The sequence below is a fragment of the Streptococcus sanguinis SK1 = NCTC 7863 genome (assembly GCF_000194945.1).
Taxonomy (GTDB): domain Bacteria; phylum Bacillota; class Bacilli; order Lactobacillales; family Streptococcaceae; genus Streptococcus; species Streptococcus sanguinis.
The window spans coordinates 638988-663234 of sequence record NZ_GL878507.1; the positions used below are offsets into that span (position 1 = coordinate 638988).

Below are 24247 nucleotides of genomic sequence, written 5' to 3' on the forward strand. Positions count from 1 at the left end.
TCTAGCAGTTATCAAATGATTTAGCAAACCTTTTAAACTTCTTCCGCTTTTTTAGAAAATTGACTCTGGTAGAGGTCATAATAGAATCCTTTATCTGCCAAGAGACTCTCATGATTGCCTTGCTCGATAATCTGACCATCCTTGAGCACCAAAATCTTATCCGCTTCCTGAATGGTCGACAGCCGGTGTGCGATGACAAAACTGGTCCGTCCCTGCATAAGTGTCTTCATGGCCTTTTGAATCAAGAGCTCCAGCCGTGTATCGACAGATGAGGTCGCTTCATCCAAAATCAAAATCTTAGGATTGGCCAAAAGAGCCCTCGCAATCGTGAGCAACTGCTTCTGACCTAGCGAGATATTGCTGGATTCTTGGTTCATTTCCATATTGTAGCCGCCTGGCAAGGTTCGGATAAAGTGGTCCACATTAGCCGCCTTGGCCGCCTCTACAATTTCTTCATCAGTGGCTTGCAAATTGCCAAAGCGAAGATTTTCCTTGATAGTCCCCTCATAAAGCCAGGCATCCTGCAGCACCATACCGAACTGTTTACGGTAATCCTGACGGGACAGATGTCGTATGTCATGCCCATCAACTGTAATCGCACCTCTAGTCACATCGTAGAAACGCATGAGAAGGTTAATAAGCGTTGTCTTACCAGCCCCAGTCGGACCTACAATAGCCACCATTTCTCCAGGTTTGACTTCCAGATTGAAATTCCGAATGAGCGGCTTGTCTGCTACATACTGGAAGTTCACATCCTTGAAGCTAACCTGACCTGTCAGATCTTGATCCAGCTTTTCTGTCTTATCATTGACTTCATCTGCTTCGTCCAGCACTTGGAAAATCCGGTCTAAAGAAGACTTGGCACTCTGCAGCTGACCAGCCAGCTGAGTCAGGTTTTGAATGGGCTGGTTAATCTGCCAGACATACTGAACAAAAGCTTGCATATTTCCGACTGTCAAACGCCCTGCAATAACCTGAAGACCGCCCAGTAGAGCCAGCAAGAGGTAGGTCAGATCTGAAATAACATTCAAAACAGGCATCATCAAACCAGAGATAAAGCTGGCTTTAAAACCTACTTTCTGCAGATTTTGCGTAATTTGACGAAAATCCTCCTGGGAGCTTTCTTCTCTGACATAGAGCTTCAAAATATTAAAGCCTGTCAAATTCTCCTGAACAAAGCCATTCATAGCCCCCAATGCATCTGCCTGCTGTTTAAAGTAAGGCTGGGATTTCTTCACGATAAAGCGAGCACTGAGGTAGGTAATCGGAATCGAGATTACCACAATTACTCCCAGTTGCAGATTGAGTACTAATACCATGACGATAACCAAGATCAGAGTAAAGACTGCATTGATAACCTGCAGAAAGGACTGCTGCAAAGCATTTGAAACAGCCTCGACATCGCTGGTAAAACGCCCCAGCAAGTCACCAAACTGATATTTGTCAAAGTAAGAAACGGGGATACGATTAATCTTATGACTAAGTTCATCGCGCAAGTCACGAATGGTAGCCTGCACTGCATTGGTCATAAAGTAATTAGAATAGTAAGAACCGATTTCATAAAAAATCGCCCGCACAAAATACAAGACCATGACCCAGCCAACATAGGATACATTAATCTGGGCACCAGCCACACCTTTAGCCATATCCAGCAAATTATTTGTCAACTCTGTAATGGCTAGACCTAAGACAAAGGGCTCAACGACACTCATAACGACGCTGAGGATTTTGAGGAAGATCGCAAAGGCGACTGCAAACTTATAAACTTTTAGATAGCTCCACAGGCGAGCAAAACTTGATGTGTTTTTCATTTCAGTCTCCTTTCTATTCCTCTGTCAAAGCTTGATTTTTCAGCTGAGAATCTGCAATTTCACGATAAATATCATTGGTTTCCATCAGCTCTTCGTGCTTGCCGCATCCGACGATTTCGCCCTGATCTAGAACGATAATCTGGTCAGCATCCATGATAGTTCCCACCCGCTGGGCTACAATCAGCACCGTAGCCCGACCTGTCACTTCCTTGAGACGACGACGCAGCACCGCATCCGTCTTATAATCCAGGGCAGAAAAAGAGTCATCGAAGATATAAATATCCGGCTTTTTAACCACCGCTCGGGCGATAGAAAGTCGCTGTTTCTGCCCACCGGATAAATTGCTGCCTCCCTCAGCCAAATGAGTCTCAAAACGCTCTTCCCTGCTCTCGATAAAGTCCTTGGCTTGAGCAACCTCAGCCGCCTGACTCAGCTCTTCCTGACTAGCCTCTTCCTTTCCGTAGCGCAGATTTTCTGCGATAGTTCCAGTAAATAGCAGAGCCTTCTGTGGAATAAAGCCAATCTTCTGACGCAGTGCCTTCAGATTGTATTCACGGACGTCCACACCATCCACTAAAATCTTACCTAGTGTTACATCGTAAAAGCGCGGAATCAGCTGCACCAGCGTAGACTTACCAGAACCAGTAGAACCGATAAAGGCAATAGTCTCACCCGGCTTAGCCTTGAAGGAAATATTATGCAGTACAGGACTCTCCGTCTCACCCGGATAAGCGAAAGTTACATTGTCGAACTCCAGATAACCCTGCGTATCTGTCTCGGTTACACCATCTTCATTAGGATTGATTGAAATGGGCATGTCCATGACTTCCTTGAGCCGCTGGCTCGATACCGCCGTCCGTGGATACATGGTAAAGAGATTGGCCAAGAAGAGGAAGGACAGCAGCGCGTGAAAGCTGTATTCGATAAAGGCAACAAGATTTCCGATTTCAAGACTGCCGTCCCGCAAAGGATCTAGGGCAAACCAGACAATGGCCACAATCATCGCAATAATAATCTGCACAAAGAGTGGCTCTGTCAGACCAGTCAGCTTAAAGAGCTTATTGGAGTTTTGCGCATAGACCTCATTTTCATCAGAAAAACGCTTCTCTTGAAATTCCTCACGCGCAAAAGCTCGAATAACGCGTAGACCAGTCAGATTTTCCCTTACGTACTGATTAATCTTATCAAGGGTCTTCTGCTGCTTTTCAGACAGGGGCTTGGTTTTAACCGCCACATAAATGACCACAACAGCCAAGAAAGGCACTGAAACAGCTACAATCCAGGCCAGAGACGGACTGGTCAGAAAAATCATAAGAATACTGGACAGCATCATCATGGGAGTAATGACACCCATTTTCAGGGTTTGCTCTGCAAACTGCATAAGCACAAAAGCATCCGAGGTTAAGCGCGTGACCAAAGAGGATACACCGATTTGCTCATACTCATGATGAGAATACTCTTGCAGCTTGGCATAGAGATCATTGCGCATGTCCTGCACCATGGTCGTCGTTAGCTTTCCAGCAGCATAAGCCAGAACGATTCGCCCCAGCACTCCTAAGATAATAACGCCAAACATGACCCAAGCCCAGAAAAAGAGCCGGTCTGTCTGCTTAGGATTGATTCCCTCATCAATCATTCGAGCCAGTACCGTTGGCAGGCCTAGATTGACAATCACAAAAAAGATTGCCGCAACAAAGTCCAAGACCAGCCACTTTGGATATCTCTTCAAATAAGACCAAATGTATAACATAAGTCCTCCTTCACCATCTATTCAAAAATAACTCACTCTAAAGTACTCAGTACCTTTAAAACACAGAAAAGAGCGCGCAAATGCACGCCTTAATACAAATATTATAACAAAAATATGAAGTAGGGTAAAGGTCATTTCAGACTTTTTTCTGCTTATCATCAGCCTCATAAATGACTATCAGAAGCAAACTGCCTGAAAGCAGACTGGCTACAGTTTTAATTGCATGACTTATATAGAAAAACAAACCTAATTTTCACTAGGTTCGTCATTTCTTATCTGCAAGAAGGTCTGAATTTAAGAGTAATTCAAGCTCTGCCCTAACATTTCAGACTTGTAACTTTGCAGACCATTTGACTGCTCAAACCAATCACTTCTGGTTTTCAAAGATTGATTTTCTAAAATCTTTAGTCTGATCGAGGTAAGCTTTGAAGACTGCTTTTTTAAGCTTATGGACAGCACTGTTATATTCTGGTTTATAGCCGCTCCAAGAATACCAATTATCATTTGCATCTTGGAGAACGGCTTCATCCATCAAGGTTTGCAACTCTTCTACAGTACTTATAGTCTTAGTAGCATAACTTGTCCATGGTTGTCTTGTATCATCAAATGTGACTTTGTTCAGGCTGTCGAACTTGTTTTTACGTTCTTCATACATAGCCTTCTTAAACTCAGTCCAATTATTAAACTGACCATTGAAGACCTTACGTAAAACCAAGTCATCTGTTACCAGACCTCTGGTCTTACCATAGATACTGATTGTTTTCCCGTTTTGCTTGGCATCATCTTCATATTGATTAGAGATATAAGGAACCATACCATCTTTGAAGCCTTTGGCTGCCAGAAGTTCATAAGCTATACGACGTCCCATAAGATCTCCAGGAGTTCCTTTTTCACTGCTTAAAGCAGAATAAATCGGAGAGAAGAGTTTAATCGTATGGTAGCCATTTCTTTCTACATCGCCATTTTTGTACTCACGCGCTGAAAGAATATCATTTTCAATCAGACTGTTGAATGAATTTAATTTTTGCGCATCCGCCATTGTAATATTTTTTATCACATTGGTTGCGTAAACATCATTTCCATCAGCATCTCGGACATATTTATTCTCGATTTTTCTCAGAGCATTCACTTTCTGTACATCGGACAGACGGTTTACGATTGACATCCCTTCTAGGTACTCCAACATATAAATGACATCAAACATGTTATGAACATAGTTTTTCAGATCATCCGCATTTTGGAAACGTTTAGTTGGATCCAAGACTTGCAAACGAGATTTTTCAGATGCATCATTCTTGTCATATTTGAGAATTGAGTTGACCGTGATTGTCGCATCATCTGGATGATCCGGTGCTTGCAACAAGCCCTTGGCAAAGAATTCTGGGCCAAGACCACTTCTTCTTCCATATCCACCTAAATAGATCTCGTTATCAGAATCATGCGTCATTTCATGGGTATAGGTAATAGCTCCATCCTTGTCCAGCATCCGATAGCCCATGTAGTAAACACTATCACCAGTAGCGTAAGCTCCATGCTTATTGTGTACAACCTTGTTTCCAACCGGCCCAAAGAAGTACTTCATAGCTGGATTAGAACTGTCAAATTGCGCCTCTACTGTAGCCTTGTCGACAGTAGTATCATCTCCGAACTTATAGGCATCATAGACCAAGATATTTCGATAGAGCTTTTCACGGCCTTGCTCGTCTAATATTCTATACCAATAATCATAATGATCGCGTTGACGTTTTGCGGTTTCTTGGGCATTATCCTCAACAAACTTATTAAGTTCTGCCCCTGCTCTGTGCTCATTATTTCTATATCTGTCATAGGCACCAAAACCAAGACTGGATATAGTCGATATGACAAAGACTGATCTTTCAGGCATTGTCAGCAAAGGAAGGACCATATTTCGGTATTTCCAAGTGTCACTGGTAATTCGATCATACACCCCGATAGAGTATTTGCTGCCAGCCTGCTCTTGTTTGACCCTCACCTCATCAATAGCTGATTTTTCTTCAACTATATAAGCCTTGGTTTGCTCTTTAAACCATTGATTATTTGTTTTGTTTGGTAAAAATACTTCTCGGTAATTGGCAAGCGTGCTGAACAAATCTTTTGTTGCATTATTGTTTGCAAGGCTGATGTTATAGGCATCTACGTTGTTCTTGGCCAGAAGATTGTTAAAGCCAGATTTACCTAATTCAATGATGGTGTCTAGCGGTGACACATTGCCCTTACCAAAGAAATCCATGTGATACATGACTAAGTCTTTGACATTCACATCACCATAGTTAAAGTTGTACCAGCGCTCTAAATAGGTCAAACCTAGAAGCAAGGCTTCCTTATTGCGTTTGATTTTATCAACGACATAACCATTAATCGTTTGATTTTCACTGGCAATGACTGCATCAGCAGACAACAGTTTTTCCAATGTGTTTGCTAGATTTTCCTTCGTTTTGGCAAACTGCTCTTCTAAGTATAATTCCGTCAGTGAAACGCCTGAAGAAATACCTAGGGTGTTTCTGATAGCCTCTGACTGATAATCGACTGCTTTCAAATCAGGCAAAACTTCATTGACGATTGAACTATGATTTTGCAAGAATTGATTTGGCGTATAGATGAGACCTGTATCGCCCACACGATATTCCGCTAATTTACTAAAGTCAGATTGGTAGGTGAGATCTAGCTTTTCAGATGAATGATCTTTATAATGAATCAAGAGCTTATTAGCTGCCTCTTTATGCGAAGCGATATCTGTGATCACTTCATTATCCTTCATCATGACTGCAGATAAGATTTCTTTTTCATACAAGGTGCTATCTTCTTTTACTAGATTACCGTATTTGACTATGGTTGCCTTATTATAAAACGGCAGCAATTTTTCAATATTCTTATATGCTAAAGCTCGACTGGCTTGATAGTCTTTAACCTTAGAAAAATCACTTTCTTTATTAGTGCTAGTCAGCAAGGTTTCGACTTTCGGTGCAGAAAGAGAGTTAATTTCAGATTTCTTACTTGCGATTTGAGAAACATCAAGGATTGTTCCCCTCTCTTCGAGAGATTCCTTGGTGACAACCTCATCCTTTTCAAGAGTCACTTTGTAGACTCTGTTGTCTTTGTTGCTATATGAGTCAGTTATCCTCATTCCTCGATAGTGATAACCACTAATCGCATTCCCGTTCATAACATTGATATCACTAAGAACATTATGCAATCTTCCAGCATGTCTCTCTTCGCTAGAATCTCTATCCCACAAGTAGCCAGCCACACCAGCAACACTTCCAAAGCGTTTCACATTATTAATGTTGCCCTCGGCATAACTATTGCTGATAAGCGCATCTTTCTCAACAAGACCTGCAAGACCGCCGACAGTTTGGTTGGTACTATCCGCATTTGACGAGATGGTAATTGTAGCTTTTGACTTATCAACCAATGCATTGATGCCAGTCAGTTGGCCTACTAATCCTCCGATATTGTATGGTGCCTTCGTTTCATAGGAGTTGACAATTCTTCCCTTGAAACTACTATTAGAAATCTTAGAATTATCAGCCTTCCAAACCAAGCCACCAATGCCACGTTCGCCAGCCAGAACACCGTCTACATGGACATTGTTAATCCTTGTTGCATTATTGGCTTCATTTGCAAGGGCCCCAATATCAGTTTTTCCTGAGATATTCACATCTTTAAGAGTCAGATTTTCTACAGTAGCAGCGCTCAATGTGTCAAATAAAGGTTTCTTCAAATTATAAATAGCATAATTTTTCCCGTCTTTGCTGCCAAAGAGCTTACCAGTAAATCTACCCTTTATATAACTGCTAGCACCATTTTCTAGTTCGACCTCGTTGGCATTCAGACTAGCAGCTAAATAATAAGTTCCATTGAGATTGTTATTTATAGCTTGAACCAAGTTACTAAAGGAAGTGAAGTTTGTGACTTCTCTCTCTGCCTTTTTAGCCAGATAAAAAGTAAAATTGTCCTCGTACTTATTGTTGACGTCCTGTTTTAATTTTTCAGCACTTGCCGTAATTTTATAAACCGGCTGACCATCTTTTGTGCTATCGACTATTGAAGAAATCGGCAAGAAAACATCTTTAAATTTAGAAGATTTTACTTTCACGAAATAATTCTCTTGATTGCTTGGAATGGCATCTAGAGAAACGTGCTGTTTGTATTTTCCATCAGCTAGACTATACAGCTCTACATCAGATACATTTCTTAACTCGATATTCTTTTCTGGTTCTTGCTTCTGCTCTTTCGGCTCTTGAGCTTTTTCAGTAGGATTTTCCGCTTCTGGCGCTGCAGGTTCGATGTTTCCAGTATATTCTTGCGGAGGCTCTACCTGCTCAGGCTCAACAATCGCTCCAGCTTGAGATCCTGTGTATTCAGGTAATGAAGCCACTTGTTCAGGTTCAACGATTGCTCCTGCTTGAACGCCTGTATATTCAGGCGACGGGGTGACTTGTTCAGGTTCTACTATGGCCCCAGATTGAGTTCCCGTATACTCTGGCAACGGAGTAACTTGCGCGGGTTTTACTATGGCCCCAGATTGGACGCCTGTGTACTCCGGCAATGGAGTAACTTGCGCGGGTTCGACAATCGCACCGGATTGCGTTCCTGTGTATTCTGGCAATGGAGCTACTTGTTCGGGTGACACTACCGCGCCTGCTTGAGTTCCTGTGTATTCAGGTAAGGGCGTCACTTGCTCAGGTTCTACTATCGCACCGGATTGGACACCTCCAATCTCCGGTTCAATTTGTTCAGGCTCAACGATGGCTCCAGATAGTGTACCTGAATACTCAGGCAAAGAAGCCACCTGCTCGGGCTCAACGATTGCACCAGATTGGACACCTGTGTACTCTGGTAAGGGAGCAACTTGCTCAGGTTGAACCAAGTTAGAAGTTACTGGTTTTTCGCTAGGCGCTTCAAGCTTTTTAGTACCTTTTTCCACTATTTTAGGAGTCGCTTCCTCTATTTTTGTCGAAAGTACTTCCCTAGAAACTTCCGCATTATCTACAGTGAAAATCCGAACGACTTCGATTTTACGACCTGGTTTGCCTTCTTGTTTTACTCTTACAGTACCTTCGGCTAAATCCGGATTCTCTTGTATTTGTTCTCCATAGGCTATCTCAGTTTCAATAGACGTTTCTTTGTATAATAATTCTGGCTTAGCTACTCGGCCAGATAAGACTTCATCTTGAGGCTCAATTGTATTGACGCCAACCGTTTGATTTTTCAATCCATTCTTATCAAAAGAAACAGAATAATCTAGCTTCTTATTTTGGTTTAAAGCTTCTTTATCCACATTAGCATTCTGCTGATTATCAGGAATCTTATTGTCTAATAATTTCTTAATCGATTCATCTTTTATGTAGCCAACATAGGTATAGCCTGAGATTTCGCCTGGTGAAGGCAGACTTTCCCCAGCCGACACTTGATATTCCGCATTATACTGTAGCAAGCTCCCATTTTCCAGCGCATCGACAGATAGTATCAAACCTCCACCGACACTAGCCCCCACCAAAACAGTCAATAGGAACTTGCTTTGAACCTTTCTTTTTGACACAGCAAAAACAACCAATCCTATCGTCGTTAACAGACCAGCTGCCATCATAGTATTGGAATTGTTGTCGCCTGTATTCGGTAAGGTTTTTGCTCCAGCATTCGAGTTCAACCTGTAGACAAGATAGTAAGTCTCCTCATTTCCTTCAGGCATTCTAGGAACTCCACTTACAATCAACTCCTTTTCTTGCGGAGTTATTTCAGTATCTGTCACGTATTTATAGTGTACATTCAACTTTTCCTGCGCTTGAACAGAGTCAACCCCAACGATAGACACAAAAAACAAACTAGAAATAGCAGCCGAAACAAGCCCGACAGCTAATTTCCTAAAAGCAAAACGAGTTTGCTTCTCCCCCAAAAACTTTTTCATTAAAATCCCTTTCAAATTATTCTAAAAAGAATAACAAATCCTTTAACCAGAGAATGAGCAACAGTAAACCATTGCATTCATTCATCTGAATCCCCCTAATAGTACAAACTAGAGCTTCTATATAAAATATAAAAACAACGTATGTTTTTAAATTAAAATATAGCGCCTTTATCCCCTAAATAATTGAAGTATCAAAAAAATCTACTCTTTTCTTGCAACACACTCCTTTAAGTATTCAGACATATTGGAATAAAGCTTTTTACATGAGCCGTATTGCCATTCAAAGACAGAACCGTTAGTATCTAACAAAATTAGTATTCCATCAAATCCCAAATCTTCCAAAATAAACATATTTACTGGAAAGTCCGGATATGTTTCACGTGCCTCTAGCGTTGATTTTACAACATTCAGATATTCCGGTCCGTTCAAACCTTGCCATTCTGTTCCAAAGAAATTTACTACTCCGAACTCTCTTAAATAATCAATATAGTCTGTAGAAAATTTTATTGCAAGCTCGTTTTGAGCCTTTAAAATTTGTTCATCGTTCGCACCTTTGGTAGCTTCTAGTCCTGAGACCAGTTTCAATTCATCGCTAATTTTTGACATTATATTTCTTCTCCTCTCATTTTCCAATAATTTGCTTTTTCTTTTGCAAAGGCACTTCTATCAATCTGTGATGTTTGTGGAGGTACTTCGTGTAATAGTCTGTAATTCCCCTTATGCTCATCATGAGTTAATTCAGCCAAAGGAGAATCTTGTTTCTGTCCTATGTGATGAAGCTCAACTGGCTTGCCATCCATTAATGGAGCTTTTCCCTCAAGCATACGCTCTTTATTAGTTTTTCCGAATTCATCCGTTATGTTATAGTCAATATCTATTCTTTGGAAATAGGCTCGGCCATTTACATCTTTTTCGATTACATTTAATCCTTTATAAACAGCCGCCTCTTCTTTCCAGCGGATATTATCAACAATACTCTCTGACCATCCTGTCTCAGTTTTTAGCTCTTGCTTATCGTGCTGGTTAAGCGGAGTTTTTTCGTGAAGAGCTGACTCTTCACCTTTTAATTCAGATTCCCTATTTACTTCTAGCCTTTGATTAGGATTAAAAGAAGAATGCTCATTTTCTATTTTCGTCATACTAACTTTTAAATCAGACTGATTTGTTTTTTCGATACTCACAATAAACCTCCCTGTTGTTTCCATTCTTCTAAACTAGCATTATTATTTAGCTCATGAACATATAGCTGCGTTAAAATTGCTTGAATAATATTTAATCTCTCTTGCTGAGTAATCGGTCCATCTACTAGCCCATTGAACTCATTAACGACTTCATAGGTAATAGTTCTTTTATCCTTACTCTTTTGATTTGCTTCTCGCGCCTTTTCTAAAAGGCTCGGATAAAACTCCGAAATAATTGGAGCAACCTGAAGCATCTTTACCTCGTAAATCGCCTCATCAAGATACATTAAAATTTTACGAATAGATTTGCCACTGATAGGAGCTCCAAACAAATCATCTCTTAGTTTTTCAATATCTATATTCTCTATCTTTTCATTTCCGGTCAAAAATTTACTGATTCTCAAATAAACATCTGAATAAGATTTTGATTCAGTTAGTGATTCTTGGCTATATTGATAACTTTCGAGACTACTATCATACTTCTCCACCTTGCACAAGACCGGCTGAATCCATTCATTTTGATAAACTGCTGCAACACCTTTTGGTAATTTTGCTAATTCCAAAATTTGGTCATCATTTAGATTTGCAGATCTACCAACTAGCTCTCGGTCAGAGAAATCAGGAAGACGCATTATAATTTTAGTATTGGTATTACGGATAACAGATAAATCTAGAAGTCCTGGTGCTTGATCAGCTATAATAAACCCTTCTCCATAAGTACGTATTTCTGCAATAGCATTAGCGAGCATCTCAACACTTTTTCCAAGAAGGTTGCTTGATTCTGAAGACTGTTCAGTTGAAGTTCTTTTTAATAGATTATGGGCTTCTTCCAAGACGGTTAGGTGACGAAGCGAAGAATTCATCTCTGCTTGAGACATTCTATATTCTTGCAATTTTAAGACTAATATTCCCATTATTAATGATTTAGTCTCACTAGAACCAACCCGACTTAGGTCTATAATCACATTTGAATCAAACAATTGCTGCTCAGATAGTTCATCTTGAGAAAAAATGATACCATTTATACCATTTGTTAAAGATTCAATTCTAGTCAATAAAGAACCTTTATAAGCGCCTTTATTTTCGCTATCGTACTCACTTGAGTCAATAATTTCTTTTATATTTTCAGCAACATCTCTAAATGTTGGATAAATTGAACCATAAGAATTTCTTGATTGAATCAAGTCCCATCCACAATCTATGTACGACTTTTCAACTGCTTTTTTTAAGACGGCTGGCATAGCGGCATACATAGGCCAACATACATTGAAAATTTCAATTAAACGATCCAGATGTTCTAAAATATGAATTTCCTTAGAAAAACTAAAAGGGTTCAATCTGAGCAAAGGAGTTAATTTCGGATTCGTGCCATATACTGCTACATCCTTTTCCTGACCAAAGACATGTTTATACTCCCCTTTTGCAGGCTCTACAACAAGAAATTTGACATTATTTTCTCTTGCTTCGCTTAAAAGCTGGTAAATAGTATTACTCTTACCAGATCCTGTACTTCCTGTTATAAAAGCATGGGACGTTAAAGAATTCAAAGATAAATCTACCGAAACCCTTTCCTCGCGGTTCATATGAAAAATATTCCCTAAACGGATGTTTTGCTCAGATTTATCACTCAAATCATAAGAAACGATATTTCGACCAAATTCTGTACATTCTATGATAGGCAGGCCAGGTATAGATTTTTGAGGAAAATTCAAAGAATAAGCTAATTCTTGACTAGACAAAGGAACTGTCGGAGTAATCAAAGATGGATAGACATAATAAGTTTCATCGTTTTCTAAAACACTAGGATTCAATGCAAATATTGGATGTCGTAAATCCCTCAAATAGTGAACAATTTCTCGAGTATCGGCACTACTCTCTCCCATATCACCACGCCACAGATTAACGGATGATTTACTCATATAGGACTCTTCTCCCTGAGTCAGAGCTAGGTAAGTATGAGCGACATTATTAGCGATATTTTGGTCTTCGCTAAGTACATAAGCAGCAAACTCCCACATGCCCAGAGCAGTTCCTTTTTCAAATCGTTTCATCTGTTCATCCAAAACCGATAATGCATGATGAATATTGTGATTCATAAAGAACTGATTAATTCCTTCATTCTTACCAACCGTAGCTGTTACATTTGAGGCACGAGCAAAATTCGCTCCGATGTTAGAACCAAAATTTACCGCCCGAGAAACTCCCGCAGTCTTTCCCAAAGTTTCAGAGATAGCTCTACCAGCAGTTTTAGTAACAGCTTTTCCTACTGTCTTAGCGATGGTTTTGCCAGTTGAATCGGAAACAGAAGTACCTCTATTCCAAGAATGGTTATATTCAGCATGTGCGATATAATTCGCTCCTCCTCCAAAAGAATCTGATGAACCTTTGTTGCTACCACTAGTATGACTGCTGTTAGTCCCGTCAGTCTGACCACTTGAATCTGTCGTTGAATCTCCGCTAGATTGTATCTTCCCTAGGGATTGATTAGTCGATTGACTTTGGCCATGCTGAATCCCAGCACTAGCTCCAATATTAACTCCGAAAGTTGCCATGGAAGTCGTTGCGTCAGATTCAGTGAAAGTGTAGCTAGTCTGCCATTTCTCGAAAGGAGCTAAAGCAGAATATAATTCAGAAAGCCGCAACTTGCGATTTTCTACATCCTGAATAGGACTCGCCAAAAGAATCAAGCTATAATCTTGACTAGGTCCCTCAGGAATGATACCATCAATCAATTTTTCAATTGTTTGGCTAATAAATTTTTCAGATTTCGCAGTTGGAAGGTTAGATACTGTTGCTACAGAGTATGATTTTTGATTATTCAAGCAAGGAATACGCCCGCGACCGATCTCTTCTTTGACTGTTGAACCAGGAAAATTTCCTTTTATAGCTTCTAGAAGTCGCTTTTTATAATTGTCAACATTGACATTATCGCTAGCATTCTCCGTATTAATTACAGCTAGAAAGACTTTTGTATCATTCTCTGTGCGATGAAAGACCAGGGCAATATTACATCTTTCATTAGAAAGCACTTCATAGACATTTACTAATTTTTCTAGACTGTTTTCTCGCTTATCTGTAACCCATTTCGTTATATTAAAATAGCGGATATTGTAAGACGGATTAAAATCATCGTTAAATTCAGCTGAATTTTCTAAAGGAACATACAGTTCTTTTATTTGTTCCAAATATGAGCTGAACACTTCAACACCACACAATGCCAATTGCCTGCTAGTAAATTCCTCATCACTAATATCTGGTTGATCTGCAAGATATTTTTCCTTTTGCTCCTCGACAGCCTTTAGCTGCTCTGGACTCAAGGCAGATAATTTTGCTAATTTGTCTGCAGCTTTAGCTCCAGCCTTATTGATTAAATTTTTTATTCCCATAACTTTTCCCTCGAACTACATCTCCACTTATTTCCAAGATATCATCTGCTTGATTTCATTTACATAAGTTTTAATCTGCTTTTGCTGTTCTTCAAGACTGTAAATTTCTTTAATAACCTTTTGAATTCTCTGATCCAGTTCCTTCAGTTCCGGACTAAATTCAATAATATTGCTTTTGATAAGACTTCCCAAATCCTGCATCCAATTGTTAAACTTCCGTTCGTGTTCTGAGCGAATACTTTCACTGAATTCAGTAAATTTAGCTTTAAATTCTTTATTATAAGTATTAGTCAGACCTGAAATATTTATTTTATTTGATTTTAGTCGATAGTCACCAATTCTAAAAATGTAACTTAATTCATCTCTATTAAATTTTCCTAAATCAAATTGATTAAAATCTATTTCTTCATAAGAAATAATGATTTCCGAAATAGCTTTTCTTTTCTCTGGCTGAATATCCAAATCGCCTGAAATAACCTTCTCCAATTCTTTTCGAACATCAGATGTAGCATTAAGCCAAAATTCTTTTGAAAATTGGTTAAAACTCTCCTTTGCTATAACCACATTTTCACTGAACTGCTGTTTGATAACATTTAGCACTTCTGTTGAAGCCTGTTCTTCAAGCTTTCTTCGTCTAGCTTCACCTAACTTATAATTATTAAATGAATCTTCTATACGCCCTTTCAATTTTGAAAAAGCATCTGATTCTGAATGAATATCATCAACAATCACTTCAGGATATTCAAGAGCTATATGTTCATAGAAATCCTTATACAAAGATTCTGCTTTTTCTTTTTTTAAATTCTGGGTCAAACTTTGTAAATAACTCAGCATTTCCTCAGGGTATCGGCTAGTATAGTCTTCCCTTTCATGAGATATGCTTTTATCAATTGTTTCAAGAATTTCAGATTTTTGAGAATCAAGTTTATTCTGTAACTCTACCCTGCGACTACCCAATTCCTGATTTTTCTCTTCGATTTCTTTATCAGTAATACCAATCAATTGATTCAAAGTATCTCTAGCTTGCTGGCACTTATCATAATGCGAATATTTATTTACAAAACTCTTGATTGTATCTTCAATTGTTAATAATCCACTATTAGCATAGATTATGTTAGAATTGGATTCTGCAGTCTCAACCATTGAAGAAATCATCTGCCTAGGGAGAATATTAAAATCAAACAATCTCTTGTAATAATCGTTTTCTGGATCTGAATATTTAGCTTTATAAGTATTGAATAATTCTGAGTAGAATTCCCCCTTAAGATTCCCATCCAGTTTAGCCCCCAAACCAAGTATGGATGAAACATAAAATATCCCTTGAGCATAAAGTTCACGTGGTATCGATTGATTCATAATTTTTTGTTTAAAAGATTCTTTTTTAAATCTTCTCAAGCTAATATCTGCAGTTTCTGCTTTATTTACTACAATCATAGTAAAACGACTGTCTAAACCTGCAACTTTCTTTAACTTATCTTTTAAATTATCATTATCTGTACTGTCCATCGAACTGCTATCTGTCACAAAAATAGGAAGACCATTAGACATCCCTTTCATGGCCTTATCCAAAACATCTGAATGTTGTAAATTAGTAGAAGAATTTGAACCTGGAGTATCAAAAATAGCAATTTTATAATTTATATCATCTAGAGCACTTCTGCTAAAAGGTACTTCTATCTCAATCAAATCTCCTATTTCAGAATCTGAAATATCATTCAATTCCTCTAAAACTAAACGTACCTTTTCAATAATTGAAGCCGGCTTCTCCTCATCTAAAGCCTCTTTGATTGATGTTAATAATTCTTCCCCATCAGTCAAACCATCCACGACTAACTGATAATCTCGAAATTGAATTTTAGCATCTTTTCCTTTAAATGTAATTCTGATACTTGCCCTATCATCATGAGGTGTGGAAGATATTTTGTAAACTTTCGCTGTGACAGGTGTTTCAGCACTTGGTAATAATTCGGAACCAATTAAAGAATTAATAAACGTTGATTTACCGGCACTATAAGTTCCTAAAACACAAATTGGTACAATATCATTAGAAGCATCTGAAAATCTCTTTAATTGTTGCTGAATCTCGCCACTCTCATCCTCAATATTTTTAGTTATCAAAGGATCTAATTTTTGAAAAATTCGATTTATTTCAGGCAAAACATCTCTAGCATTTTCTAAATAATTTTCTGATTTTTCGAGTTGAATATTCTCAAACTTAATATCCGTAACCAAACGTTCTAGTTCTTGATACTCATCGTCACTACCTGAAAAACAGATAGACAATACATCATCGGGATTAGAGTATTCAGTAATTATTTGATTTATAATCTCATAAACTTTAAAAGGAAAAAATCCAATTTGATACTCACTACAAATCAGTTTGCTATTAGAATTACTATCCTCGTCAATAGATGTCCATGAATTCAGCTGATTATTCCAACGCTCAAATAAAACCCTTTTTTCATAAGGATTGCTGATGATTTTTATCTTATTCATAATATCTCCTAAATCGCAATAATCTGTCTAAATTATATCATACAATCCTATTTTTTGTTAGCGTTTTAACATAAAAATGATTTTCGGATACAAAAAAACCAAGTCTTTCGACTTGGTTGATTTCTATGATTGGAAACTCTATTATTTAAGAGTAACTGAAGCTCCAGCTTCTTCCAATTTAGCTTTAAGTTCTTCAGCTTCTGCTGCAGCAACGCCTTCTTTGATAACGTTTGGTGCACCATCAACAAGTTCTTTAGCTTCTTTCAGGCCAAGACCAGTGATTTCACGTACAACTTTGATAACGCCGACTTTCTTGTCGCCAGCAGCAGTCAATTCGATATCGAATGAATCTTTAGCAGCGGCAGCTTCACCAGCACCAGCAGCAGCTACAGCTACAGGAGCAGCTGCAGTTACACCAAATTCTTCTTCGATAGCTTTTACAAGGTCGTTCAATTCAAGGATTGAAGCTTCTTTAATTTCAGCAATAATGTTTTCAATGTTCAATGCCATTGTTATTTCCTCCAAATAATTTTTAAATTTATAATATTTTTTTCGTAGCTAGGCTACGCTGCGTAGCTTAAGATTAAGCTGCGTCTTCTTTGTTGTCTGCAACTGCTTTGACAGCAAGTGCAACGTTGCGAACTGGCGCTTGAAGTACAGAAAGGAGCATAGAAAGAAGTCCTTCGCGGTTTGGAAGAGTTGCAAGTGCAAGAATCTCTTCTTTTGATGCGACAGCGCCTTCAATTGCACCACCTTTGATTTCAAGTGCATCAGCGTTCTTAGCAAAGTCGTTCAAGATTTTCGCTGGAGCAACAACATCTTCGTTAGAAAATGCTACTGCAGATGGTCCAACAAAAACAGATGCCAAGTCTTCAAGTCCAGCTTTTTCAGCTGCACGACGCAAGATTGAGTTTTTGATAACTTTGTACTCAACTTCACTTCCACGAAGCTCACGACGAAGAACGGTATCTTGCTCAACAGTCAAACCACGAGCGTCAACAACGACGATAGATGCAGCAGCTTTCATTTTCTCAGCAACTGCGTCAACCAGTTCCGCTTTTTTAGCAATAATAGCTTCACTCATTTAGTGTTTCACCTCCGTAATTATTTTGCTTGGGAATTTTCCAAAAGAAAAACGCGCCCAAACCTAGACACGAAAGTACAATACGCTTCTTTTTACATGATACGTTTTGTCCTCGGTAGGATCTTTATGAGTCGAGCTCCCCTACTGTCTTAGGCAGTTTTTTCAAACCATTGATAATTATAGCAAAAGAAAAAAAAGATTGCAAGATTTTTATACAATCTTTTTAAATTTAGTCATTATTTTCTGCAAATTTCTTACTTGACTAATATCTACTTCTTTCCCTTAGTCGAAAGTTTCGAGTTCAATATAATCAAAGTTCTCTCTTATATAATCAAATAAGGCATCTTTACAAGCTTTCTGATTAATTCCGGCAAAACTTCGCAACTCATTTGTACGGAGTTCAGATTCACTGCCATCAAGATACCATGCAGAAAAATGAACTCGTCTCACCTTATAACGACTACCTAAACGATACATCTTCATAAATGCATCTATCTTAGAACATTCTGGCAGGTAGGCAATATCAAATGTCCTGTAACAAATGAGATGATCGCCATAAACCAAAACTTGCAAATCTTTGTCAAGGTAGTCCGCATCATTAAGATTTTGCCAGTCCTCCTCAAGCTCAGGATAACAATCTCTCAATTCCTGAATATTACTGTTTAACAAAAGATTATTTTTTATCATTCTATAGATAGACTTGACTAAACTCATATTGAACCAAATAAAGGAAAGAACCAACATAAAATCTTCACGAATCATATCTAGCCAAAATGATAATCCTACTTTTAATGTATGATCAATAAAACTACACGAACCCAAACCAAAGAAGATAGCGCAAAACATTGGACTGACCATCATCAAAATTCTAGCTTTTAGCGGAGAAAACTTAATCCTTTTTCCCATTTCCCCCAGCTCCTCCTAAACTCAATTCTTTATCGCCTTTTATATCGCATTCCTCCTCTTGTGTATTTAACTTTGTTTCCATCTGGCGACTGAACAGTGATCTTATTCATAACATTTGCTTTTGATTGCGTAATATACCAAATTAATTTAACAAACTTAAGCATTTTTTACTGGGGAGGTTAAGTAAAACACATACGCTGTCAATTCACTACTCATTATCATTCACCTCTCTATATTCATTTATTATAGTTTCTGATTTTAGGGAACGCGAAGTAGACATATTAACTTGAACATATTTTCTATCATCACTGATATTTCTGGTAAACGAAAGAACAAAATTTTCATTTTGATTTCTCCAAGATGAATCCAAGTGATTCTTTTTTGCTAATTCCTCATCCAAATAATATGCCAAATGATAGGCAGGAACTTCAGGGGTATATCGACTATTAATCAATTTATAGCCGGCCAATATTTTTTCAGAAAAAACATTGGATTGAAAGAGAAAAGTGATGTTTTTCGTTTCTTCCTCCATAACATAATCTGAATCTAAACTCTCCCACCCTTGAGCAGAATATTGAATATTGTGTTTGTACTCAATCTCACTAGTTTTATCATCTTCAAAAAACTGTCCAGTTTTTTTTTCAATAAATCCTTTAATGGATTTATCAATAGGATTCCCTGAAACATTTATAGAATATTGAACATCTTTCCCAGTCTCGTCAAAATTTGAAACTGTATAAATAATTTCAAATCCTTTTGGATAAAATTTAAACAAGTCCAAAACATTTGCAGTAGAATAAATTTTTTCTAAATCCACAAACTGACTTTCCACATGAGCTCGGCTATTTTTATCACAACCGAACAAATTTGTCATCATTACTAAACCTCCTAAAATTATAATGAATATTTTTAAAAATTTCTTCATAACCTTCTCCTTTTCCTTAGCCATCATCCCATTGTTTGAAAAACCATGGTTTATCCTTGTGATTTTATTCCATTATCTCCTCCTTCATCTTGGTCAGTACCTTAAGCATTTCTTGAACTTGGTGCAGGAAAAGACTGATAGAATCCTGACCAGCAGGTTTTTCACAGGGGTTTATTCATTTATAAATCGTCTGATTAGAGATGCCATACTCTTTGACTAATTCCGAGAATAGCTTACATGAATCATGTAAACGAACAAGGGGTTCCTTGAATTCTTGGCTGTACTTTTGTGATATGTAAACATCTCCCTTAGTTATCTACTATTCTACAAAATGCGTCCGTGCAATCATGCTAACATCATCATTATCTAATAGAAAATAACTATTTATTTCTATATAGTAACGGATATGAAATCTATCTCCCAAATCTTTATACTCTTTACATAAATCTCCTTTTATAACATATTAACCTACATCCTATTATAGATTACTTTGATTGTTTTGTAAATCAATTTGGAAGATAAATACGAACTTTTAATTGTGTTATAATTTTATAGTTCGTGTTTAGAAAGTTTTGCCAATGTCAAAAGGTTATCAAATTTGTCCATAGGGTTCTATTTGTTTTAATGAGACGTCAAAAAAAGGATTCGAAAATCCTTTTTTGTCAGTCCACATAATTACTTTCTTCCTTATTAAACCAAGCGTATGGCAAACCTATGAGTAGGCCCCCACCGATGAGGTTACCGATAAAGGTTACGCCCCAGTGGCGCAGTATATTTCCAATACCAAAATTTTGCACTTCCGCTGCTGCTGAGCTGAATTTCACGATAGCGAAGGAAGCAAAGTTAGCAGCCAAGTGTTCGTTAGTCAGGAATACAAACATATAAATGGCTGATATAACTAAGAAGAGCTTCGCTGTACTATCCTTGACCAAAACGAAGGAAAGAATAGCAATATTAACAAAGATATTGGCCAAGACTCCCTCGAGCAAAATCAACTCATTAGATCGAGCAAGCTTCATCTGCACAACACCTGAAATGAAACTATCTTTGCTAAGTCCCGCATAAGCAGCCGAGTTAGCAAAGAGCCAGCCGGCAATCAAGGCGCCAATCAGATTAAAAAAGGTACAATAAAGCAAAATCATCAAGGCTTTTTTCCAGTCAATCTTCTTCAAAAAGGTACCAGCAGTCAGAAACATCATGTTGGAAGTCACTAACTCTGCATTTAGAAAGACAATGTAAGCCAATCCCCAAGCAAAGATGAAAGGAAAGAGAAAACGCCCAGTTCCTGGAACGATCTTATTCGTCAAATCTGCCGCAATGGCTCCAGCACCAGTACTGAAGGTTAGGAAAGCTCCAGCAAAGATGGAACGAACAGCGTACTTGGCCTTGCTTGTATCAAACAATGCTTCTTTCTTGCGGCAAGCTGCTTCAATTTTCGGGATAAATGTCGATTCAGGCATAAAAGATTCTCCTATTAATTTAAACTATGTATAGTATATCACAAAGTTCTTTCTTTTGATAGCGTTTTCGAGAACCTTTTTAAATTTTCTAAAAAAGGATTGAAAAATAACTTTTCAACCCTTTAATCCTCTTGCTAACTGAGCAATATCTTCTGGCCGTGTTCGGCAGCAACCACCAAAAAGCTGCACTCCTTGCTCTTGCCAAAGTTTACTATTTTCCAGCAAGCTCCGCTCCTGCTCTGGATCGTCATGCCAAGTCTTGGTCAAGCCATTATAAGTTTCGCCAGAGTTTGGATAGGTCAGAAAAGGTTTGTTGCACACTTGTCCAAGCACATCTAATAGCGGAGCAATTAAATGTGGAGCTGTACAGTTAAAACCAACTGCCAGGACTTGTGGACTTTCTTGAGCCAAATTCCCTAATTCCTCAATCTTAGTGCCATCTGATATAGCATTCTCCGACTGGGCGACAAAGGACAAATAAGCCTCAGCCTGCGGAAATTCCTCAGCTAAAAGTCGGAGGATCGCTGCCGCCTCTGCTCCATTTGGAATCGTTTCAATAGCCAACAAGTCACTCCCAGCTTCTAATAAAGCTTGGATACGCGGACGGTGAAAATCTCGAAATTCTTCCTCACTCAGCTGGTAGTCTCCCGTATACTCGGAACCATCAGCTAAATAGGCGGCATAAGGGCCTACCGAGCCTGCAACTAGAGGATAAGGTCTCTGTTTCTGCTCTTCAGGAGATAATCCCGTCCAGACATTTTCGATTGCCTTTTGTGCTAAGAAGACTGTCTCTTTTAAAAGATTATAACCCTTTTCAGGAGTTAGTCCTGCCTCTATAAATGCTGGAATGCTAGCCTGATAACTGGACGTAGTGATGATGTCACTGCCAGCTCTTACATAGCTTTCATGAACATCTTGAATAATCTGAGGCTGGTCTAATAGGTATTGAGCTGACCAAAGCTTGCCAGATACATCATATCCCAGGCTTTCCAACTCTGTACCTAAGGCTCCATCTAAAATAATAATTTCTTGCTTGTCAAGCAAATCTTTAAATTTTCCCATGCTATACTCCTAGAATCCACGATGACGAAGGTAATAATATAGATAGCAAAGACCAACAAAAGGTAGACCAAAATAAAGTCCTGCTCTTTGCGACTTATCCCAAGCAATCCCAACGACAGATAAAACCAAAAGAACTATCGTAATGTAAGGCAAGAAAGGACTAAAGGGAGTTTTGAAAGCTGGTTCCTCTTCTTGGTGATCTTTCAGCCATTCTTTGCGGAAACGAATTTGAGCAATGGGAATAGACAACCAAACAACTACTACCGCAAAACCAGCAATCGAAACCAAAGCTAGGAAAACTGTGTCTGCCGCATAAAAACTTGCAAAAAGTGATAATGCAGCCCCTAACATAGATAATAAGAGAGCTCTCATTGGTACACCATGTCGATTAATTTTTACAACTTTTCGGCTGATCATTCCTTCATTTGCCAAAGACCATAGCATACGACTGGAAGCATATAGACCAGAATTTCCCGCTGACAGAATAGCTGTTAAAATAACAAAATTCATGATATCCGCTGCATAAGGTAAACCAATCTTATCAAAAACAGTTACGAAAGGAGCCTGTGTCACTCCTGCTTCCTTGACTGGTAACAGAGCAGCTAGAACAACGATTGTCAAAACAAAGAAAATTACCAAACGACCAATCGTTGTTTTAATAGCTTTAGGCACAGCTTCTGTCGGATTATCCGTCTCTCCTGCTGCAATACCAATGAGTTCTGTGCCTGAAAAGGCGTAGTTTACTGCCAACATAATAGACAAAAGCGCTGTCCAGCTTTTAGGAAAAGCTCCATGAGCTGTCAAGTTGCTGAAGAATGGTGCATTTTGATGGTGGCTCATAGGAATCAGACCAAATATCGCACCAATTCCCAAGATAATAAAGACAATAATCGTGATGACCTTGATACTTGAAAAGTAGAATTCTGCTTCTGCAAACAATCTAACACTAAGAGCATTCATCCCAAAAATTACAGCTGCAAAAAAAGCTGCAAAAAACCAAGCTGGAACACTAGGAAACCATCGTTGCATCAGCATACCTGCACCCAAGAACTCTGTTCCTAAAGCCACTGTCCAACAAAGCCAATAGAGCCAAGCAACCGCAAAACCTGTACCTGGACTAATAAACTTTGTTGCATAGGTGTGGAAAGAACCAGTCACTGGCATGGCAACAGCAAGTTCTCCTAAAGAGAGCATAACCAGATAAACCACCACTGCTCCAACTAGATAAGACAGGATGGCCCCCAAAGGTCCTGCCTGAGCAATCGTATAACCAGAACTGAGAAAAAGACCTGTCCCAATAACACCGCCAAGCGACAGCATAAAGAGATGCCTGCTCGTCATTTTACGCTGAAATTCACCTTCATTCTCAAAGTTGTGGTTTTGAGAATGTTCATGTTTTGAATCTTTTTTAGTCATCATTTTTCCTTTATTTTTTTGCTATTTACCTATTGTATCATAAAGGAAAGTAAGGAATCATATATATTTTTTATTTGGGCCATAAAGAAAATCTATATATACTAAAAAAGAGGTCTCCCTCTTTTTTGTTGTCTTTATTAAAATCTATTCGCCCAGGCAGTATCGACATCCAAGATATCTTGAGTAGTGTATTGCTGACGATAAGGATTGTAAACGATATAGCCAGCTCCAGACTCATAGAGTGGTGAATCAAAGCGAGTCAAATCATATTTTTCAATAATATAATTCAATTTAGTATTATAGCTAGTATCTGTAGCATAGACACCAGTCAGGGCAGCTGTTGCATCCTGATAGGTTGGCGCATTACTCTTCCATGCGCCTGCAAAATGCCCCTGTTTGAGAACCGTAACATAGTCTTGCAGAGACTCTACATAGCTAGGATATGAACGGAAACTATCGTTGATGGTATAAGCATTTCCCTCTCCATCATCTTCCCAAGTCTCCATATTAGCAGACTGACCATCATAGTTACCTTTGATACCGAAAAGGTTATAATGAGGTTCACCTGACAGACCAGACTGTCCTGAGCCACTTTCTAAAATAGCCTGGGCAATCATAACAGAAGCATAAAGATCGTTGTCCTGTCCCAACTGGCGCGCTGGCTCACCGATTTGTGAGATGAAATAGTCTGTTTGATTCATAGGCTGCTGGTCGCTATTATTGGCACTAGCAGGATTAATATGCTTTGCCAAGACGAAACCAACAGCAATCGTCGTCGTCATGATGAATAAAGCTGAAAGGATTCTCTTACCTTTTTTTGAAATTCTCTTTTTCACAGCAC

At 38.6% G+C, this 24247-nt stretch carries 15 protein-coding genes and 1 other annotated feature; all 15 genes read right to left on the minus strand.

Annotation, left to right across the window (positions count from 1 at the left end; translation table 11 throughout):
* Positions 1–32: 32 nt before the first annotated feature.
* The 15 genes from HMPREF9378_RS07650 to HMPREF9378_RS07580 all read right to left on the minus strand — a co-directional run bounded on the left by HMPREF9378_RS07650 (position 33) and on the right by HMPREF9378_RS07580 (position 24242).
* Complete coding sequence (locus HMPREF9378_RS07650; protein WP_002913587.1) at positions 33–1811, minus strand: ABC transporter ATP-binding protein; 1779 nt, start codon at positions 1809–1811, stop codon at positions 33–35.
* Positions 1812–1824: 13 nt separating this feature from the next.
* Positions 1825–3561 carry an ABC transporter ATP-binding protein gene (locus HMPREF9378_RS07645; protein ID WP_002913589.1) on the minus strand — a complete coding sequence of 579 codons (1737 nt, stop codon included), beginning with the start codon at positions 3559–3561 and terminating at the stop codon, positions 1825–1827.
* A gap of 367 nt (positions 3562–3928) precedes the next feature.
* Complete coding sequence (locus HMPREF9378_RS07640) at positions 3929–9490, minus strand: ZmpA/ZmpB/ZmpC family metallo-endopeptidase (RefSeq protein WP_002913590.1); 5562 nt, start codon at positions 9488–9490, stop codon at positions 3929–3931.
* 201 nt (positions 9491–9691) lie between these two features.
* Positions 9692–10096: an SMI1/KNR4 family protein gene (locus tag HMPREF9378_RS07635; protein ID WP_002913591.1), complete on the minus strand. Its 405-nt coding sequence runs from the start codon at positions 10094–10096 to the stop codon at positions 9692–9694.
* Entirely contained in the window at positions 10096–10695 is a 600-nt protein-coding gene (locus HMPREF9378_RS07630) for an HNH/ENDO VII family nuclease (RefSeq protein ID WP_002902866.1), read from the minus strand. Before HMPREF9378_RS07630 ends, HMPREF9378_RS07635 begins: the two co-directional genes overlap by 1 nt.
* Positions 10668–14057 (minus strand): ATP-binding protein, encoded by a 3390-nt coding sequence (locus HMPREF9378_RS07625; protein ID WP_002902865.1) that lies wholly within the window; start codon positions 14055–14057, stop codon positions 10668–10670. The genes HMPREF9378_RS07630 and HMPREF9378_RS07625 overlap by 28 nt, the downstream gene beginning before the upstream one ends.
* Before the next feature lie 27 nt (positions 14058–14084).
* Positions 14085–16553, minus strand: coding sequence for a dynamin family protein (locus HMPREF9378_RS07620; protein ID WP_002913592.1), 2469 nt, complete (start codon positions 16551–16553; stop codon positions 14085–14087).
* Positions 16554–16694: 141 nt separating this feature from the next.
* On the minus strand, positions 16695–17063 hold the full coding sequence (gene rplL, locus HMPREF9378_RS07615) for a 50S ribosomal protein L7/L12 (RefSeq protein WP_002900419.1): 369 nt from the start codon (positions 17061–17063) through the stop codon (positions 16695–16697).
* 73 nt (positions 17064–17136) lie between these two features.
* Positions 17137–17637 (minus strand): 50S ribosomal protein L10, encoded by a 501-nt coding sequence (rplJ, locus tag HMPREF9378_RS07610; RefSeq protein ID WP_002897628.1) that lies wholly within the window; start codon positions 17635–17637, stop codon positions 17137–17139.
* A 36-nt stretch (positions 17638–17673) separates the two neighbouring features.
* Positions 17674–17809: a sequence feature (ribosomal protein L10 leader region), on the minus strand.
* Between the two features lie 110 nt (positions 17810–17919).
* Complete coding sequence (locus HMPREF9378_RS07605; protein ID WP_002900420.1) at positions 17920–18543, minus strand: hypothetical protein; 624 nt, start codon at positions 18541–18543, stop codon at positions 17920–17922.
* Between the two features lie 208 nt (positions 18544–18751).
* Complete coding sequence (locus tag HMPREF9378_RS07600) at positions 18752–19468, minus strand: hypothetical protein (RefSeq protein WP_223330903.1); 717 nt, start codon at positions 19466–19468, stop codon at positions 18752–18754.
* A 662-nt stretch (positions 19469–20130) separates the two neighbouring features.
* Positions 20131–20928 (minus strand): formate/nitrite transporter family protein, encoded by a 798-nt coding sequence (locus HMPREF9378_RS07595; protein WP_002897632.1) that lies wholly within the window; start codon positions 20926–20928, stop codon positions 20131–20133.
* Positions 20929–21042: 114 nt separating this feature from the next.
* Positions 21043–21990 (minus strand): homocysteine S-methyltransferase, encoded by a 948-nt coding sequence (gene mmuM / locus HMPREF9378_RS07590; protein ID WP_002900424.1) that lies wholly within the window; start codon positions 21988–21990, stop codon positions 21043–21045.
* A 9-nt stretch (positions 21991–21999) separates the two neighbouring features.
* The gene (locus HMPREF9378_RS07585; protein WP_002900425.1) at positions 22000–23409 is read right to left on the minus strand and encodes an amino acid permease; all 1410 of its coding nucleotides are present in this window, start codon (positions 23407–23409) and stop codon (positions 22000–22002) included.
* A gap of 134 nt (positions 23410–23543) precedes the next feature.
* On the minus strand, positions 23544–24242 hold the full coding sequence (locus HMPREF9378_RS07580) for a glucosaminidase domain-containing protein (RefSeq protein WP_002900426.1): 699 nt from the start codon (positions 24240–24242) through the stop codon (positions 23544–23546).
* Between the last annotated feature and the right edge of the window lie 5 nt (positions 24243–24247).

What these genes read in the sequence shown, in the direction of transcription:
- mmuM (WP_002900424.1), bottom strand. Translation starts at nt 21,990, where the DNA reads ATGGGAAAATTTAAAGATTTGCTTGACAAGCAAGAAATTATTATTTTA.
- HMPREF9378_RS07605 (WP_002900420.1), bottom strand. Translation starts at nt 18,543, where the DNA reads ATGGGAAAAAGGATTAAGTTTTCTCCGCTAAAAGCTAGAATTTTGATG.
- HMPREF9378_RS07620 (WP_002913592.1), bottom strand. Translation starts at nt 16,553, where the DNA reads ATGAATAAGATAAAAATCATCAGCAATCCTTATGAAAAAAGGGTTTTA.
- HMPREF9378_RS07630 (WP_002902866.1), bottom strand. Translation starts at nt 10,695, where the DNA reads ATGGAAACAACAGGGAGGTTTATTGTGAGTATCGAAAAAACAAATCAG.
- rplJ (WP_002897628.1), bottom strand. Translation starts at nt 17,637, where the DNA reads ATGAGTGAAGCTATTATTGCTAAAAAAGCGGAACTGGTTGACGCAGTT.
- rplL (WP_002900419.1), bottom strand. Translation starts at nt 17,063, where the DNA reads ATGGCATTGAACATTGAAAACATTATTGCTGAAATTAAAGAAGCTTCA.
- HMPREF9378_RS07595 (WP_002897632.1), bottom strand. Translation starts at nt 20,928, where the DNA reads ATGCCTGAATCGACATTTATCCCGAAAATTGAAGCAGCTTGCCGCAAG.
- HMPREF9378_RS07645 (WP_002913589.1), bottom strand. Translation starts at nt 3,561, where the DNA reads ATGTTATACATTTGGTCTTATTTGAAGAGATATCCAAAGTGGCTGGTC.
- HMPREF9378_RS07585 (WP_002900425.1), bottom strand. Translation starts at nt 23,409, where the DNA reads ATGATGACTAAAAAAGATTCAAAACATGAACATTCTCAAAACCACAAC.
- HMPREF9378_RS07625 (WP_002902865.1), bottom strand. Translation starts at nt 14,057, where the DNA reads ATGGGAATAAAAAATTTAATCAATAAGGCTGGAGCTAAAGCTGCAGAC.
- HMPREF9378_RS07600 (WP_223330903.1), bottom strand. Translation starts at nt 19,468, where the DNA reads ATGAAGAAATTTTTAAAAATATTCATTATAATTTTAGGAGGTTTAGTA.
- HMPREF9378_RS07650 (WP_002913587.1), bottom strand. Translation starts at nt 1,811, where the DNA reads ATGAAAAACACATCAAGTTTTGCTCGCCTGTGGAGCTATCTAAAAGTT.
- HMPREF9378_RS07635 (WP_002913591.1), bottom strand. Translation starts at nt 10,096, where the DNA reads ATGTCAAAAATTAGCGATGAATTGAAACTGGTCTCAGGACTAGAAGCT.
- HMPREF9378_RS07640 (WP_002913590.1), bottom strand. Translation starts at nt 9,490, where the DNA reads ATGAAAAAGTTTTTGGGGGAGAAGCAAACTCGTTTTGCTTTTAGGAAA.